At 71.8% G+C, this 15766-nt stretch carries 16 protein-coding genes; 3 read left to right on the top strand and 13 right to left on the bottom strand.

The features are described from left to right. Positions 1-24 precede the first annotated feature (24 nt). The 5 genes from AB0316_RS12010 to rplS form a co-directional block, all read right to left on the bottom strand. On the bottom strand, positions 25-345 hold the full coding sequence (locus AB0316_RS12010; protein ID WP_366273239.1) for a DUF2469 domain-containing protein: 321 nt from the start codon (positions 343-345) through the stop codon (positions 25-27). Beyond that, positions 342-1130, bottom strand: a complete 789-nt coding sequence (locus tag AB0316_RS12005; protein WP_366273238.1) for a ribonuclease HII — start codon at positions 1128-1130, stop codon at positions 342-344. The genes AB0316_RS12010 and AB0316_RS12005 overlap by 4 nt, the downstream gene beginning before the upstream one ends. A gap of 17 nt (positions 1131-1147) precedes the next feature. Beyond that, positions 1148-2029 carry a signal peptidase I gene (lepB, locus tag AB0316_RS12000; RefSeq protein WP_366273237.1) on the bottom strand — a complete coding sequence of 294 codons (882 nt, stop codon included), beginning with the start codon at positions 2027-2029 and terminating at the stop codon, positions 1148-1150. Continuing rightward, positions 2029-2664, bottom strand: coding sequence for a signal peptidase I (lepB, locus tag AB0316_RS11995; RefSeq protein ID WP_366273236.1), 636 nt, complete (start codon positions 2662-2664; stop codon positions 2029-2031). Before lepB (AB0316_RS11995) ends, lepB (AB0316_RS12000) begins: the two co-directional genes overlap by 1 nt. 209 nt (positions 2665-2873) lie before the next feature. After that, positions 2874-3257 carry a 50S ribosomal protein L19 gene (rplS, locus tag AB0316_RS11990; protein WP_142204644.1) on the bottom strand — a complete coding sequence of 128 codons (384 nt, stop codon included), beginning with the start codon at positions 3255-3257 and terminating at the stop codon, positions 2874-2876. Between the two features lie 250 nt (positions 3258-3507). On the opposite strand from rplS, the gene AB0316_RS11985 reads away from it, so the two are divergent. Then, complete coding sequence (locus AB0316_RS11985) at positions 3508-4266, top strand: ABC transporter permease (protein ID WP_366273235.1); 759 nt, start codon at positions 3508-3510, stop codon at positions 4264-4266. 6 nt (positions 4267-4272) lie between these two features. On the opposite strand, the gene trmD is transcribed toward AB0316_RS11985, so the two are convergent. The 4 genes from trmD to rpsP all read right to left on the bottom strand — a co-directional run bounded on the left by trmD (position 4273) and on the right by rpsP (position 6875). Continuing rightward, positions 4273-5466, bottom strand: a complete 1194-nt coding sequence (gene trmD / locus AB0316_RS11980) for a tRNA (guanosine(37)-N1)-methyltransferase TrmD (protein WP_366273347.1) — start codon at positions 5464-5466, stop codon at positions 4273-4275. Positions 5467-5498: 32 nt separating this feature from the next. Then, positions 5499-6026: a ribosome maturation factor RimM gene (gene rimM / locus AB0316_RS11975; RefSeq protein ID WP_366273234.1), complete on the bottom strand. Its 528-nt coding sequence runs from the start codon at positions 6024-6026 to the stop codon at positions 5499-5501. 166 nt (positions 6027-6192) lie between these two features. Then, entirely contained in the window at positions 6193-6435 is a 243-nt protein-coding gene (locus tag AB0316_RS11970) for an RNA-binding protein (RefSeq protein WP_142222349.1), read from the bottom strand. A 2-nt stretch (positions 6436-6437) separates the two neighbouring features. Next, a complete protein-coding gene (gene rpsP / locus AB0316_RS11965) occupies positions 6438-6875 on the bottom strand; it encodes a 30S ribosomal protein S16 (protein ID WP_366273233.1) in 438 nt (145 codons plus the stop codon). Between the two features lie 399 nt (positions 6876-7274). Here rpsP and AB0316_RS11960 point away from each other — a divergent pair, with 399 nt between their 5' ends. Next, positions 7275-11117 (top strand): beta-galactosidase, encoded by a 3843-nt coding sequence (locus AB0316_RS11960; RefSeq protein WP_366273232.1) that lies wholly within the window; start codon positions 7275-7277, stop codon positions 11115-11117. A 78-nt stretch (positions 11118-11195) separates the two neighbouring features. Here the strand turns inward: AB0316_RS11960 and AB0316_RS11955 are convergent, their stop codons facing one another. The 4 genes from AB0316_RS11955 to ffh all read right to left on the bottom strand — a co-directional run bounded on the left by AB0316_RS11955 (position 11196) and on the right by ffh (position 15242). Further along, positions 11196-12128: a GNAT family protein gene (locus AB0316_RS11955; RefSeq protein ID WP_366273231.1), complete on the bottom strand. Its 933-nt coding sequence runs from the start codon at positions 12126-12128 to the stop codon at positions 11196-11198. Next, positions 12118-13206 carry an amidohydrolase family protein gene (locus AB0316_RS11950; protein WP_366273230.1) on the bottom strand — a complete coding sequence of 363 codons (1089 nt, stop codon included), beginning with the start codon at positions 13204-13206 and terminating at the stop codon, positions 12118-12120. The genes AB0316_RS11955 and AB0316_RS11950 overlap by 11 nt, the downstream gene beginning before the upstream one ends. Before the next feature lie 74 nt (positions 13207-13280). Further along, positions 13281-13484 carry a hypothetical protein gene (locus AB0316_RS11945; RefSeq protein WP_366273229.1) on the bottom strand — a complete coding sequence of 68 codons (204 nt, stop codon included), beginning with the start codon at positions 13482-13484 and terminating at the stop codon, positions 13281-13283. Between the two features lie 126 nt (positions 13485-13610). Beyond that, positions 13611-15242: a signal recognition particle protein gene (gene ffh, locus AB0316_RS11940; protein ID WP_366273228.1), complete on the bottom strand. Its 1632-nt coding sequence runs from the start codon at positions 15240-15242 to the stop codon at positions 13611-13613. A gap of 82 nt (positions 15243-15324) precedes the next feature. Here ffh and AB0316_RS11935 point away from each other — a divergent pair, with 82 nt between their 5' ends. Next, entirely contained in the window at positions 15325-15762 is a 438-nt protein-coding gene (locus tag AB0316_RS11935; RefSeq protein ID WP_366273227.1) for an NUDIX domain-containing protein, read from the top strand. The last annotated feature ends 4 nt before the right edge of the window (positions 15763-15766 follow it).

Raw genomic sequence — 15766 nt, 5'->3', positions numbered from 1 at the left:
GGTGTGGACGAGACCGTCACGGTGTCAGCTGAAGTCGCCGTTCTCGGGGAGCTTGATGTCGGGCTTCGGCAGCTCCTCGACGTTGACGTCCTTGAACGTCACGACGCGCACGTTCTTGACGAATCGCGCGGGCCGGTAGATGTCCCAGACCCAGGCGTCGGCCATCGTGACGTCGAAGAAGACCTCGCCGCCGTCGGTGCGCACCTTGAGGTCGACGGAGTTGGCCAGGTAGAAGCGCCGCTCGGTCTCGACGACGTGGGTGAAGAGGCCGACGACGTCGCGGTACTCCTTGTAGAGCTGGAGCTCCATCTCGGTCTCGTACTTCTCGAGATCTTCCGAACTCACCTGACCGCCGTTCCTGTCTGCTCTGCCGTGGTGGGCACCGGGACGATCGCCCCCGTGACCTCATTCAACACCTCGACGGCCTCGTCGGTGTAGACGCCGGGCAGGCGCCACGAGCGCCGGTGCAGCTCGCACGGCCCGAGGCGCGCCAGCGCGTCCATGTGCTCCGGGGCGGAGTAGCCCTTGTTGAGCGACCAGCCGTATGCCGGGTGCTCGGCCGAGAGCGCCACCATCAGCTCGTCGCGCTCCACCTTCGCGAGCACGCTGGCGGCCGCGACGGAGGAGCACTTCATGTCGGCCTTGATCATCGTGGTGACCGGCGGCGTCGCGGGACCGGAGTCGTCGGCGAAGGCGAAGAGCCCCACCTCCGTCGGTGCGGTCAGCCAGTCGTGGTTGCCGTCGAGGATCACCAGGTCGGGCACCATGCCCAGGCCGGCGAGAGCGCGCATCCCGGCCAGGCGCAGCGCCGCCATGATGCCGATGGCGTCGATCTCGTCGGGCCCTGCGTGGCCGACGGCGTGCGCCACGGCCCAGCGCTGGATGCGCGGCACGAGCACGGTGCGGGCCTTCTCGGTGAGCAGCTTGGAGTCCTTGACCCCGATCGGTGCCGACCGCACGGTCTCGTCGATGACGACGACCCCGACGCTGACGGGGCCCGCGAGGGCGCCGCGGCCCACCTCGTCCATGCCGGCGAGCAGGCGGTGACCGGAACGCTGCAGCGCCCGCTCGACGCGCAGCGACGGCTTCTTCGAGGCGGGAGAGGCTGCGGGGGGTGGTGGAGGTGCCATGGAAGGGAGCGCGCCGGTCAGCCTGCCGCGGCCTTCGTCGCCGAGACGCTGGCCCTGCTGGTCGGGCTGGGGTTGACCGCAGACTTCTGCTTGGGTGTGGTCGAGGACGGCGCCGGGACCTGGGAGAAGGTGCGCGCGGGCACGCCGAGCCAGGTCACGTGGTCGATGGGCCAGACGATGAACAGGGCACGCCCGACGATCTTGTCCATCGGAACCGAGCCGGTCGCGCCGGTGCCGTCGTCGTGCCAGCGGCTGTCGGAGGAGTCGGAGCGGTGGTCGCCCATGACCCAGACGTGGTCGGGCGGGACGACGATGTCGAACTTCTTGCCCTCGCTCGGGTAGTCCCCCGGCTTGATGTAGGGCTCGGTGATCTCGACCCCGTTGACCCGGATCTTGCCGGTGTCGCCGTCGGCCTGCACGTGGTCACCGGGCAGGCCGATGACGCGCTTGATCAGGTGGTTCTCCGAGTCCTCCGGCAGCAGCCCGACGAAGACGAGCGCGTCGTGGAACGGGCCACCGACAGTGCTGTGCGTGTTGCCCAGGCCGGCGAGCCACGGCGTCGGCGTGCCGGGGTCCTCGAAGACGACCACGTCGCCGCGCTTGAGGTCGAACGGTCCCGGCGTCAGCTTGCTGACGATGACCCGGTCGTCCTTGACGAGGGTGTTCTCCATCGACCCGGACGGGATGTAGAAGGCCTGGAAGAGCCACGTCTTGACCACGAAGGAGAGCGCCATCGCCAGGACGATGACGATGACCAGCTCCTTGATGCCGGCCAGCAGCGTGGCCCCGAACCCGCGCGGCGGGTCGTCGTAGTCGTCGAGGTCGTCGTCGGGGTCATCGATGTCGTCAGGGGTACGCCCGCGCGTGGGGTCTTCGGGGCGTCCGGTGTACTGCGACATCACTCACCATCTCGTTGGGGGACAACGGGTCCTGAGGCGACCGGGCCGATCCGATCGAGCGGCCAGTATCGCACCCACACCTTTCCGATGACGTCCTCCCCGGGCACCATGCCGCCCCCCGGGTCGCCGAGGTGGGCCCGCGAGTCCGCCGAGGCACCGCGGTTGTCGCCCATCACCCAGAAGTGGTCCGGTGGCACCGTCACGTCGAACGTCACGGCGCTCGGGCGCTGTCCCGGCGCGATGTAGGGCTCCGTGACGGCGACGCCGTTGACCTCGAGGCGGCCGTCGGCCGCGCAGCACCGGACGTGGTCGCCGGGCACGCCGATGACCCGCTTGACGTAGTCGGTGGGCTGGCCGGTGCCGGTGAGGCTCTGCACGGCCTCGACGAGCGTCTGCAGCGGGCCGCGCTGGGGCACCGCGAGGTGGAAGGCCTGCGAGGCGTCGAAGACGATGATGTCTCCTCGTTGCAGGTCGCGCGGCGCTGTCAGCCGGCTGACGAGGATGCGGTCGCCGATGAGCAGCGTGTCCTGCATCGACCCGCTCGGGATGCCGAACGGCGTGACGAGGAAGGCGCGCACGACGACGATCACGAGCAGCAGCAGCGCGGGACCGAGCAGCCAGCGCTGACGTCGCACGGCGGCATACGTACGCGTGGAGCGGGGTCCGTCGGCACTCCCCTGGCTGCCGGGGGCTCCGGGGAGGCCGGCTGCCGGCTCGGCTGCCTCAGGATGCGACGAAGGCGCGGCGGACCCCGTCTCGGGGGACGTACCGGAGCTCTCCGGGACGGCCCGCTCGGGGTCCACCGCGCCTCGCGTGTTCAGTGGGACGGCTGCGGCAGCAGTCGTCAGCCCTTGGCGCCGGCCTTGGCAGCCTTGGCCGGGACGGTCTCGCGCTTCTCGCGGATCTTGGCGGCCTTGCCGCGCAGGCCACGCAGGTAGTAGAGCTTCGCGCGGCGGACGTCACCGCGGGTGACGACCTCGATCTTGTCGATGACCGGGGTGTGCACCGGGAAGGTGCGCTCCACGCCGACACCGAAGGAGACCTTGCGGACCGTGAAGGTCTCGCCGATGCCGCCACCGTGGCGGCGGATCACGACGCCCTGGAACACCTGGACGCGCGAGCGCGTGCCCTCGATGACCTTGACGTGGACCTTCAGGGTGTCGCCGGCGCGGAACTCGGGGACGTCCGAGCGCAGCGACGCGGCGTTGATGTCGTCAAACGTGTGCATGATGCTTCGCTTTCCTGGGTGCCACAGGCCACCTCGTCACCAGAATGTGGTCGTGCGTCCGCCGGGCCGCGCCAGGTCACCGGTGGAGCTGGAGCCCGCTGGGCTCGGTGGTGACCGGACTCCCCCTGTGGCAGGGGCCGTCGTGTGCCGGACGCAAGGAGCAAGTCTGCCAGAGCACGCGGCGTCCCGGGAAATCGGCGACGGGAACGCCGTCCCGGGGACCGTCGGACGGGTGCCCTAGCGTGGCCTCGTGGACGTCTCCCCCGGCTGGCCCGTCGTCGCCTGCCTGCTCATCCTGCTCGTGGTGACCGTCGTGGCCAACCGCCTCGGCGGCCTCGGCCTCGGCCGCCAGTCCGTGCTGGCGGGCGGGCGTGCCGTCGTCCAGCTGACACTCGTCGCCCTCATCATCACCGCGGTGGTGGGCTCCCTGTGGCTCTCCTTCCTCGGCGTGCTCGCGATGTTCGCCACGGCGGTGGCGACGACGTCCAAGCGGGTCGGCGCGCCCGGCACGTGGCCGTGGGCCGCGGCGGCCATGGCCTGCGGGGTCGTGCCGGTCGTCACGATCATCCTCGCCACCGGGGCGGTGCCCCTGAAGGGGATCGCCGTCATCCCGATCGCCGGCATCGTCATCGGCAACACGATGACGGTGCACACGCTCGTGGGGCGGCGCACCTTCGCCGCGTTGCGCGAGGAGCACGGACAGTACGAGGCCTGCCTGTCGCTCGGCCTCACGTCCGGCCAGGCCATCGACGAGATCATCGCCCGCCGGGTGCCGGAGGGCATCCTGCCGAGCCTCGACCAGGTGCGCACGTCGGGCGTCGTGACGCTGCCCGGCGCCTTCATCGGCGTCATGCTCGGCGGCGGCAGCGCGGTCCAGGCCGCGACGGCGCAGGTGCTCGTGCTCTTCGCGATCATGGCCACGCAGTCCATCACCGCGAGCGTGCAGGCCGGGTTGATCCGCCGGCGGCTCCTGCTGCCGGCCGACCTCGACCTGGCGCTGGTGTCCTGAGGCGGGTCAGCGGCGTCGCTTGGCCAGCACGACCGTGCCGGGCCTCGAGGCGGGCGTGTCCGCGGGGCGGTAGCCGGCCTTGCGGTACGCCTTGAGCGCGTCGGTGCGGTGCGCCCCGACCTCCAGCGTGAGGGTGCGTATGCCGTCCGGCGCGGTGTCCTCCGCGTGGTCGAGCAGCTGCCGGTCGAGTCCGGAGCCGTCGAGGTCCGGGGTCACGCAGAGGCGGCTGATCTCCCAGCGGTCGCCCGCGTCCGGGCTGCGCCGCGTGCGGACGGCGCCCACGAGGCGGCCGGCGCTGCGGGCGAGCCAGGTCTGTGAGGTCTCGAGGGCGGAGCTCACCTCGTCGAGACCCTCGTGCAGGGCCGGGACGTCGAGGCTGCCGGTGGCGACGGCCTCCTCGGCTGCGCAGGCACGCAGGAGCACGGCGAGCTCGGGCACGTCGCCCCGTGTGGCAGCGGTGATGTCGACCGGCACCCCGTCGGGCCCGGTGGCGTGCGAGGCGTGGAGCAGGTCGGGCCGGCGCGCGGCCGTGCGGGCCAGGCGCTGCTCGTGCCGCCAGGCCGCGATGGCGCCGTGGTTGCCGGAGAGAAGCACCGCCGGCACGTCACGGCCGTTCCACGAGCTCGGCTTGGTGTAGATCGGGTACTCGAGCAAGCCGTCCTCGTGCGACTCCTCGACGAGGGACTCGGCGTTGCCGATGACGCCGGGGACGAGCCGTCCGATGGCCTCGACCATGGCGAGCACGGCGACCTCGCCGCCGTTGAGGACGTAGTCGCCGAGGCTGACGACCGAGACCTCGAGGCCGAGGTCGTCGCGGGCGTGCTCGTAGACCCGCTCGTCGATGCCCTCGTAGCGGCCGCACGCGAACGCCAGCCAGGGCTCGAGCGCGAGCCGGCGGGCCAGGGCCTGGCTGAACGGCTGCCCGCCGGGACCGGGCACGACGAGGTGCGGCTTCGCGCCGGACGGGTTGTCGAGCGCCAGGACGTGGTCGAGGGCCTCGGCCCACGGCTGCGGCTTCATCACCATGCCCGCTCCCCCGCCGTAGGGGGTGTCGTCGACCGTGCGGTGCCGGTCGTGGGTGAAGTCGCGAAGGTCGTGCACCCGCACGTCGAGCAGGCCGTCCTCGCGGGCCTTGCCGATGAGCGAGAGGTCGAGCGGGGCGAGGTAGTCGGGGAAGATCGAGACGACGTCGACGCGCAGGGCAGGTCGGGCCGCGGGCGGGAGCTCCGAGCTCACTCGGCGGCCTCGCGGTAGAGGTCGAAGAGGCCGGGCGGCGGGTCGACGACCACGTGGTCCTCGGCGACCGTCGGCACGATGCGCTTGACGAAGGGGACGTATGCCGTCACGCCGTCCTCGAGCCTCACCACCAGGCGGTCCTGGGCAGGCCCGATCTCCAGCCCGCTGATGGTCCCGAGCCTCTCACCGGAGGTGTCGCGGACCTCGAGTCCGACGAGGTCCTCCTCGTAGAACGCCTCCTCCTCCGCGGTGGGTGCGGCCTCGGGGAGCACGAGCCGGGTGCCGCGCAGGCTCTCCGCACCGGTGCGGTCGGGGATCTCCTCGAAGGTGAGCAGCCAGATGCCGCGGTGCACCCGGGTCGAGGCCACGGTCAGGGCCGTCGGCACGCCGGATCCGGGCTCGGCCTCGGTGGCGACGACGGTGCCGACGGCGAAGCGCTCCTCGGGGTCGTCGGTGTGCAGCTGCACGGTGACCTCTCCCCGCAGGCCATGGGGTTTGCCGATGCGGGCCAGGACGACGTTCATGGGCCGAATCCTCTCAGGTCCGGGACGGGCGGGAGACGCGTCCGGGTGACGGTGCGGGGCGTGCGCGACGGCGGGGCCCCGAGGACGCGACAGGGCGCCCCGGAGGTCCGGGGCGCCCTGTCGGTCACTCGTGGTGCTGGGGCGGCTCGTCGTGAGCCGTCGGCGCTCAGCGCACGCGGTCGGTGTCGACGATGTCGACGCGTACGTTGTTGTTGCCCGCGAGGGCGCCGACGACGGTGCGCAGGGCGCTCGCCGTGCGGCCGGAGCGGCCGATGACGCGGCCGAGGTCGTCGGGGTGGACCCGGACCTCGAGCAGCTCACCGCGGCGCAGCTCCTTGCGGCGCACGACGACCTCCTCGTCGTGGTCGACGATGCCCTTGACGAGGTGCTCGAGCGCCTCCTCGAGCATGCTCAGGCCTCGGCCTTCGCGGTGTCGTCAGCGGCCTCGGCCGGAGCCTCGGTCGCCTCGTCCGCCTTGGGCTCGGCCTTCTTGGCGGCCTTCTTGCGCGGGGCCGGGGTGTCGCCGGCCTCGCCCTTGCCACCGGCGGCGGCGACGGCAGCCTCGTAGAGGTCCTTCTTCGAGGTCTTGGGCTCCTTGGTCTGGAGCTTCCCCTCGTCGACGATCTTGATGAGGGCGGCGACGGCCTCGGTCGGCTGGGCGCCCTGGCTGAGCCAGTAGTGCGCGCGCTCGATGTCGATGTCGATGAGCGACGGCTGCTCGGTGGGGTGGTACTTGCCGATCTCCTCGATGGCACGGCCGTCGCGCTTGGTGCGCGAGTCCATGACGACGACGCGGTAGAACGGTGCACGGATCTTGCCCATGCGCTTCAGGCGGATCTTGACAGCCACGGTGGCAGTCTCCTCAACAGGTAGTGAGCGCGGCGAGACCGGCTGGGTTCAGCCGGGGTGCCGACGCTCGGTGTGTAGGCGTCCGGTCCAGCCGAGAGGGGGCCGGACGGGTACAGCCCTCCATTCTGCCAGACGTGAGGGGATGCTCCCGACCACGTCCGCCTGTCTGCGCCTGTCCACATCCTGTCCGGTCAAATCATCGCAAAGACCGTTGACAGCGCCCGACACAAGTTCACACGATCGACCAACATCGGACATTCACCAACGACGGTGGGCAGAGAGGTCGGCGCGATGAAGACTGCTGGACGGCACGGACAGAGATCCCCGGGAAGCGCCGGGCCGCCCGGCGGCCGCCGTTGGCGGGCCAGTGCGGCGGCCACAGCCGTCGCCATCCTCGCAGTGCTCGCAGCCCCACTGTCCGCGAGCGCCCTCGGCACCAGCGTCGCCACCGCAGCCACCGCTGCACCGCAGACGGCCGCCGCGGCCACCGTCCCGGGTCCGTCGACAGCCTCGGGCACGCACAGCGTCAGCTACGACAAGTACTCGCTGATGATCGACGGGAAGCGCACCTTCGTCTGGTCGGGTGAGTTCCACTACTGGCGACTGCCCAGCCCCGGCCTCTGGCGCGACATGCTCCAGAAGATGAAGGCCGAGGGCTACAACGCGACCTCGATCTACTTCGACTGGGCCTACCACTCGCCGAAACAGGGGGTCTACGACTTCAGCGGCATCCGCGACGTGGACACGCTCCTCGACATCGCCAAGGAGGTGGGGATCTACGTCATCGCCCGGCCCGGGCCGTACATCAACGCCGAGACGAGCGGCGGCGGCTTCCCCGGCTGGCTCACCAACCAGGCGGGCAAGGCGCGCAGCGACGCCCCCGACTACCTGGCCGCCTCGGACGAGTGGCTCGGGAAGATCGACGAGGTCATCGCCCGCCACCAGCTGACCAACGGCACGGGGACGGTCATCCTCTACCAGATCGAGAACGAGCTGGCGTCGGCCGGGACCTCGCAGAAGGCGTACATGAGCCACCTCTACGACAAGGTGCGCTCCGACGGGATCACGGTCCCGATCTTCCACAACGACAAGGGCCGCAACGGCATCTGGGTGCCCACGCCCTCCTCGGTGAGCGGCACCGTCGAGGGCCCCACCGACCTGTACGCGTTCGACGGCTACCCCGGTGGCACGTGCCGGACGGACGCCACCCCCGGCGCGCCGTCGGCTGCTCCCGACTGGGGCATCTGGGGCACCGGCGGCGCCAAGGGCGGCTCGACCGCCTCACCCGAGACGCCGGGCTTCGTCGCCGAGTTCGGCGGCGGCTGGTTCGACTACTGGGGCAGCAACGGCACCTACGACTGCACGGCGCAGCGCGAGGGCTCCGGCTACGAGCGCGTCTTCTACGGCACCAACATCGCCAACCGCCTGACGCTGCAGAACTTCTACATGACCTTCGGCGGCACCTCCTGGGGCTGGCTGCCGGCACCGGTCGTCTACAGCTCCTACGACTACGGCGCCGCCTTCGACGAGGCGCGCCAGATCCGGCCGAAGGCGACGACGATGAAGGAGCTCGGCCTCTTCCTGCAGAGCGTCGAGCCCATCACCAAGGTCGACAAGGGCGACCCGGTCACGCCGTCCAACCCCCGGATCCGCGTCTACCACGACGTCAACCCCGACACGGCGACGCACTTCTACGTCGCCATGCACAACCCCTCGAGCTCGACGACCGACGAGACCTTCACCTTCCCGGTCAGCACTCCCGACGGCAGCTACACGGTGCCGCAACAGGGATCGCTGCACATCGACGGGCAGGACGCCAAGATCCTCGTCGCGAACTACGCGCTCGGCGGCCAGCACCTCGTCTACTCCACGTCGGAGATCATGACCCACCTGGCCCAGGGCGGGAAGGACCTCGCGCTGCTCTACGGGCGCGCCGGGGAGGACGGCGAGACGGTGCTGCGCTACTCCTCCCGGCCGCACGTCACCTCGACGGGCGGACCGGTCACGAGCACCTGGGACCCGGCCACGGGAGACCTGCGGCTCGACTACCGGCACGACGGGCTCACCCGCGTCCAGGTCCACGGCGGCGGCCGCCCGCAGCTGACCCTGCTCCTCGCCGACGAGGCGACGGCCGGCACCTTCTGGCGCCAGGACACCGCCGCCGGTCCCGTGCTCGAGCGCGGTCCCGAGCTCGTGCGCACGGCCACGGTGGACGGCTCGACGCTCGCGCTCACCGGGGACACGAAGGACGCTGCCGACCTCGAGGTCTGGGGTCCGTCGCAGATCCACCGCGTGACGTGGAACGGCGCTGGAACCGCGGTCTCGGCGACGCCGTCCGGGTCGGTCTCGGCCGACTCCCGGCTCCCCGGCGCCATCGCCGTCTCGCTGCCCACCCTGGGCGACTGGCGGTCGGCTCCGGGCTCGCCGGAGTCCGAGACCGGCTTCGACGACTCGACGTGGGCGGTCGCGGACCACACGACGACGAACAGCACGACCAAGCCGCCGGCTGGCGCACCGGTCCTGACGGCCGACGACTACGGCTTCCACCAGGGCGACGTCTGGTACCGGGGCCGCTACAGCGGTGGCTCGGCTGCCGCCTCCGTCAACCTGCGCTACGGCGGCGGCGGTGCCGGCATGCTCCAGGCCTGGCTCGACGGCACCTACCTGGGCCAGCACGTGCTGCCCTCGGGAGTCTCCTCCCCCGCCACCACGGGCACCGCCTCGTTCGCGATCCCCTCCGAGCTGCGGACCGACGGCCCGCACGTGCTGTCCGTCATGGTGCGCAACAACGGTCACAACGAGGACGGCGGCGTCAACGACGCCCACAAGGAGGGCCGCGGGCTCATCTCGGCGACCTTCACGGGCGCGTCGAACGCCTCGGTAGCCGTCGCTCCGACGTGGAGGCTGCAGGGCAACCTCGGCGGCGAGGACCTCGTCGACCCCGTTCGTGGTCCCGCCAACGCGGGCGGCCAGTTCGGCGAGCGTCACGGCTGGGCGCTGCCCGGCTACGACGACTCGACGTGGGCGAAGGCGTCGGTCCCGGCGAGCGCCGGCGACGGCGCGGCTGCGACCTCCCCCGGCACGACGTGGTACCGCACGAGCTTCCCGCTGGCAGTGCCCGAGGCGGACGATGCCTCCCTCGGCATCACCATCGGCGATCCCTCGGTCCCGCGCTCCGGCGGGCACTACCGGGCGCTCGTCTTCGTCAACGGCTGGAACGTGGGGCAGTACGTGGCGGACGTCGGGCCGCAGCACACGTTCGTCGTGCCGAACGGCATCCTCGACCCCCGCGGCACGAACACCCTGGCGCTCGCCGTCACGAGCGACGGTGGCCCGGGTGACGGCCTCGAGAAGGTCGCCCTCACCGACCTCGGCACCGTCCGCGGCGGCGTACCGGTCGAGACGGTGACGGCCCCGCGGTGGGACGCGGCGGCATACGGCGACCCGACCGTGCCGTCCCAGGTGTCCATGGGCGCGCTGACGAGCGACGCCGGCTCCCCCGTCCGCCCCGGCGACGTCATCCACGTCCAGGGGACGCTGACGAACCGCTCCGGCGGCACGGCCTCGTCCGTCGTGACGGCGCTCGAGGCACCGGCAGGCTGGCTCGTGACCCCTGCGGGCGAGACGGCAGGGGCCGCGCTGCAGCCGGGTGAGGCCCGCCCTTTGCGCTGGACGGTCACGGTCCCCGCTGACGCCCGCACGGGGTCGGCGGCCCTGTCCGCATGGGCGACGTACGCGCAGGACGGGCACCCCGGACGCACCGGGAGCACCCTGCCGGTGACCGTCCGCAGCAGCGGTGACCAGTTCGTCAGCGACCTGCCGTTCGTGTCGGCGACGAACGGCTACGGCCCGGTCGAGCGCGACACCAACGTCGGCGGATCGTCTGCCGGCGACGGCGGCCCGTTGACGGTCAAGGGAGTGACCTACGCCAAGGGCCTTGGCACCAACGCGGTCAGCAGCGTGACCGTGGCCGTGCCGCAGGGCTGCACGAGCTTCACCACGGGCGTGGGTGTCGACGACTCGGCGGGGGCAGGACGCGGCTCGGTCACCTTCCAGGTGCTCGTCGACGGCGTGGCGAAGGCCACGACGGGCGTCCTGCGGCAGGGCACGGCCGCCCAGGCCCTGACGGTCGACGTGACCGGCAGCCACACGCTGACGCTCGCGGTGGGCGACGCCGGCGACGGCAACGGGCACGACAACGCCGACTGGGTCGACGCCCAGCTGCTCCACTGCACCGGCTGACCGCAACAGCTCGAGCCCTCGGGCCCGTGTCGGCACCCCACGCCGGCGCGGGCCCGTTGCCGTATGCCGTGGGCCCGGTCAGGCGAACGCGGCGCGCACCGTGAGGGCGTGCCGCACGACGTCACGCCTGGGCACGTCGACCCCGCCCGGGAACACCGGCACGACCGACGGGTCGAATCCGGCGCGGGCCAGGCCCATCCGCAGCGCCGGGCCGGTCAGCCCGCACTCGACCACGCCTCCCACCGGTGAGCAGCGGAGCAGCTCGAAGAGCACGTCGGGGCTCTCGACGACCGCGGAGGAGAAGTGCGGGATCCCGAGCTCGGCGGCGACCGCCTCGCCGAGGGTCGTCCCCCCGATGCCACCGGCTCGGTGGACGACGCAGGCGACGCGCCGCCGGGCCGCGAGGTGGTAGGGCGCGGCCGGCCAGTCGCTCGCCAGCATCGTGTAGCGGTCGTGGTCGCGCCAGTCGCGGCGCCCGTCAGGACCCGGCAGGTGCAGGAAGTCTCGCGAGAACCCCTCGTGGGTGAACCCCAGCGAGCGCACGAGCCCCGCGGAGCGGTGGTTGGCCGGCTGGATGTTGGCCTCGATGCGGTGCAGGCCCATGCCGTGCGGAGGGTCCTCGAAGACGAGGTCGAGCACGAGCCGCAGGCCCTCGGCGAAGAGGCCGCGACCGGCATACGGGTCGTAGGAGTCGTAGCCGACCGTGGCGCTGCGGAAGGCGCCGCCGACGACGTTGGCCACGTTGACACGACCGACGAGGCCGTGGGAGTCCCCGGGGTCGAGGGCCACGACCATGAAGGTGCGGTACGTCGGCGACTGGCTCTCGAGGACGGTCGGCAGGTTGTGCGGGTTGGGGATCGCGAAGTCGGCCAGGCGCCGCTCCGAGAGGGTCACGGCAGCGGCATACGCCGGGACGTCCTCAGAAGAGGGAGGCCGCACCTCGACGCGCTCCCCCAGCGCCGTCAGCGGGCGCTGCGGCCCCACCGTGGGGGGCAGCGCGTCAGGCGACAACTCGGCCTCGCAGGACGACCCCGAGCGGCTCGCCGACCGTCGTGACGTCGGCGCGGGGGTCGGCGGCGCAGACGACGAGGTCGGCGTCCTCGCCCTCCACGATGCCCGGGCGCCCGAGCCACTCGCGCGCACCCCAGGTCGCGGCCGAGACCACCTCGGTCGCGCTCAGCCCCGCCCTGGTCAGCTCGACCATCTCCTGGGCGACCAGTCCGTGCGGGAGGCTGCCGCCGGCGTCTGTGCCGACGTAGATCGGGACTCCCGCCTCGTGGGCCGCACCCACGGTGGCGTAGCGCCGCTCGTGCAGGTCGAGCATGTGCCGGTGGTACTCGGGGAACTTCTCCTCCGCCGGCGCGGCGAGGTCGGGGAACTGCGCGATGTTGACGAGGGTCGGCACGATCGCGATGCCCTGCGCGGCGAAGGTGTCGATGGAGTCCTCCTGCAGCCCGGTCGCGTGCTCGATGCAGTCGATCCCGGCGGCCGCGAGGTCGCGCAGCGACTGCTCGCCGAAGCAGTGTGCCGTGACGCGCACCCCCTCCTCGTGCGCTGCCGCGATCGCCTCCTTGACGGCCTGCTGCGACCAGCTCGGGGCGAGGTCGCCGAGGTCACGGTCGATCCAGTCGCCGACGAGCTTGACCCAGCCGTCGCCGCGGTGGGCCTCGAGCCGGACGTACCGCTCGAGCTCCTCCTCCTCGACCTCGTGGGCGAAGTTGCGGATGTAGCGGCGGGTGCGCGCGATGTGGCGCCCGGCGCGGATGATCTTCGGCAGGTCCTCACGCTCGTGGACCCAGCGGGTGTCACCCGGCTGACCGGCGTCGCGGATGAGCAGCGTGCCGTGGTCGCGGTCGGTCAGCGCCTGCTGCTCGGCCTCCTCGCGCGGCACCTCGCCGTGCGGACCGAGCCCGACGTGGCAGTGCGCGTCGACGAGGCCGGGCAGCACCCAGCCCTCGAGCGTCTGCACGTCGCTGCCGTCGGTCGGCGGGGTGAAGGACACGCGACCGTCGATGACCCAGAGCTCGTCGACGACCTCCTCGGGCCCGATCAGCATGCGACCGCGGACATGGAGCACCGGTGCACTCATGGGACCGACCCTAACCGCAGACCCGGCCGGGCCCGCGGACCCCGTGCGGGGAGTGACCGTCTACGTTGCAGGCGTCAGAGCGGCTTCCACCAGATCGAGAACCGCCACGTCAGGCTGGAGCCGATCGCGGCACCGGTCGCGAAAGCGACCGCGCCCACGACGACGGGGACGACCCATCGCCGCTGCTTCTCCGAGATTGTGTCCGCAGTCGGCCGCGCAGGCGCCGTGACGTCGGGCTCTGGAGCGAGGACGGCGTCCGGTCGGGTGGTCGTGGTCATCGAGGCCACCTTCTTCAGGGTGAGTGGTCCCCTGTCCCACGTCCATCGTCCTGCCGGGAGCCCGCGATCGCAGGCGCCCGGCGCGATGGTGCCCGGGGTCACACGTCCGATGCTGCGGCGCTCAGCTCAGCGGCCGAGGAACTTCTCGAAGCCCTTGGGCAGGTTCGAGGCGTCGAATCCGGCCAGCGGGTCGGCATCCTCACCCGCGCCGCCGCCAGCGCTCGCACCCGGAACGCCGAACGCACTCGCGCTCGACGCGGCGCGCCCGGCTGCCGCCTTCTCGGCCGCGGCCCGCTCCTCGGCGGCCCGCTTGGCGGGGTTGCCGCTCTTGCTCTTCTTGCGCTGCGGCTGCTGCTTGCCGCGCTTGCCGGCTCCGGGGATGCCCGGCATGCCGGGGATGCCGCCGCCACCGCCGCGGGCCATCGACTTCATCATCTTCTGCGCCTGGCCGAAGCGCTCGAGCAGCTGGTTGACCTCGGTGACCGTGACGCCGGAGCCCTTGGCGATGCGGGCACGCCGCGAGCCGTTGATCTGCTTCGGGTGGGTGCGCTCGAAGGGGGTCATCGACCGGACCATCGCCTCGACGCGGTCGAACTCACGGTCGTCGAAGGCGTCGAGCTGGTCGCGCATCCCCTGCATGCCCGGCATCATCTTGAGCATCGACTTGAGCGAGCCCATCTTCTTGATGGCGTTCATCTGCTGGAGGAAGTCCTCGAAGGTGAAGTCCTCCTCCGCGAGGAACTTGCGGGCCATCTCGTCGGCCTGGCGCTTGTCGAACGCGCGCTCGGCCTGCTCGATGAGCGTGAGCACGTCGCCCATGTCGAGGATGCGGCTGGCCATGCGGTCGGGGTGGAAGACCTCGACGTCGGTGACCTTCTCACCGGTGGAGGCGAACATGATCGGCTCGCCGGTGATCTCGGCGACCGACAGGGCCGCACCACCGCGGGCGTCGCCGTCGAGCTTGGAGAGCACGACACCCGTGAAGGCCACGCCCTCGTGGAAGGCCTGCGCGGTCTCGACCGCGGCCTGGCCGATCATCGCGTCGAGGACGAAGAGGACCTCGTCCGGCGAGATGGCCGCGCGGATGTCGGACGCCTGCTGCATGAGGTTCGCGTCGACGGCCAGACGGCCCGCGGTGTCGACGATGACGACGTCGTACTGCTTGGCACGGGCCTGCTCGATGCCCATCTGCGACACGGCCACCGGGTCACCGAAGGAGCGGGTGCCCTCGCCGGAGTCGAGGACGGCGTCGTGGCCGCCCATGTTGCCGCGCTCGGGAGCGAAGACCGGGATGCCGGCACGCTCGCCGACGACCTCGAGCTGCGTGACGGCGTTCGGACGCTGCAGGTCGGCCGCCACGAGCAGGGGCGTGTGGCCCTGGTCCTTGAGCCACTTGCCGAGCTTGCCGGCGAAGGTCGTCTTGCCCGAGCCCTGGAGGCCGGCGAGCATGATGACCGTCGGCGGCTGCTTGGCGAAGCGGATCGTGCGCGTCTGCCCGCCGAGGATCGCGACGAGCTCCTCCTGCACGATCTTGACGACCTGCTGGGCGGGGTTGAGCGCCTGGCTGACCTCGGCTCCGAGCGCACGCTCGCGCACCGAGCTGGTGAACCGCTTGACGACGGGCAGCGCCACGTCGGCGTCGAGCAGGGCGAGGCGGATGTCGCGGATCGTCGAGTTGACGTCGGACTCCGTGAGCCGGCCCTTGCCGCGGAGGTTCTTGAACGTCGCGGTCAGGCGGTCAGACAGGGATGCAAACACCCCGCAAGGCTATCCGTTCCTCGAGGGCACTTCCGCACTCGCCGCTCCCCGAGGGCGTATGCCGGCGCGTAGGGTCGCGTGGGTGAGTGACCAGAGCGCCGCCCGCCCGTCCACAACGCCGCCGTCCGTCGTCGACAAGGTCGCCTGGGTCCACGTGGTCGACCGGCGACTGCTCGCTGCCCGCAGTGCCGGCAAGGAGCTGTTCTACGTGCCGGGCGGCAAGCGTGAGCCGGGTGAGAGCGACGTGCAGACGCTCGCGCGCGAGATCGAGGAGGAGCTGTCGGTCGCGGTCGACCCGGCGACGGCCGTGCGCGTCGGGACCTTCGAGGCTCCCGCCGACGGTCGCTCCGACGGGCGCGTGGTGCGCCTCACCTGCTACTCGGCCGGCTACGCGGGTGACCTGGTGCCCGCGGCCGAGATCGAGGAGATCGCCTGGCTGACCGCCGGCGACGCCGAGCGCGTGTCCGCCGCGAACCGGCTCGTCCTCGAGCACCTGCACCGGGCCGGCCTCCTCGACTGACGCG

This window comes from Terrabacter sp. NPDC080008 (genome assembly GCF_040702505.1).
GTDB lineage: Bacteria > Actinomycetota > Actinomycetes > Actinomycetales > Dermatophilaceae > Terrabacter.
This window is presented reverse-complemented; position numbering and strand designations above follow the sequence as displayed.

Bases quoted from the DNA above. Each gene is read 5' to 3' on its own strand.
- rplS (WP_142204644.1), bottom strand. From the start codon at position 3,257: ATGCACACGTTTGACGACATCAACGCCGCGTCGCTGCGCTCGGACGTC.
- AB0316_RS11970 (WP_142222349.1), bottom strand. From the start codon at position 6,435: ATGCTCGAGGAGGCGCTCGAGCACCTCGTCAAGGGCATCGTCGACCAC.
- AB0316_RS12005 (WP_366273238.1), bottom strand. From the start codon at position 1,130: ATGGCACCTCCACCACCCCCCGCAGCCTCTCCCGCCTCGAAGAAGCCG.
- rimM (WP_366273234.1), bottom strand. From the start codon at position 6,026: ATGAACGTCGTCCTGGCCCGCATCGGCAAACCCCATGGCCTGCGGGGA.
- AB0316_RS11950 (WP_366273230.1), bottom strand. From the start codon at position 13,206: ATGAGTGCACCGGTGCTCCATGTCCGCGGTCGCATGCTGATCGGGCCC.
- lepB (WP_366273237.1), bottom strand. From the start codon at position 2,029: ATGTCGCAGTACACCGGACGCCCCGAAGACCCCACGCGCGGGCGTACC.
- AB0316_RS11945 (WP_366273229.1), bottom strand. From the start codon at position 13,484: ATGACCACGACCACCCGACCGGACGCCGTCCTCGCTCCAGAGCCCGAC.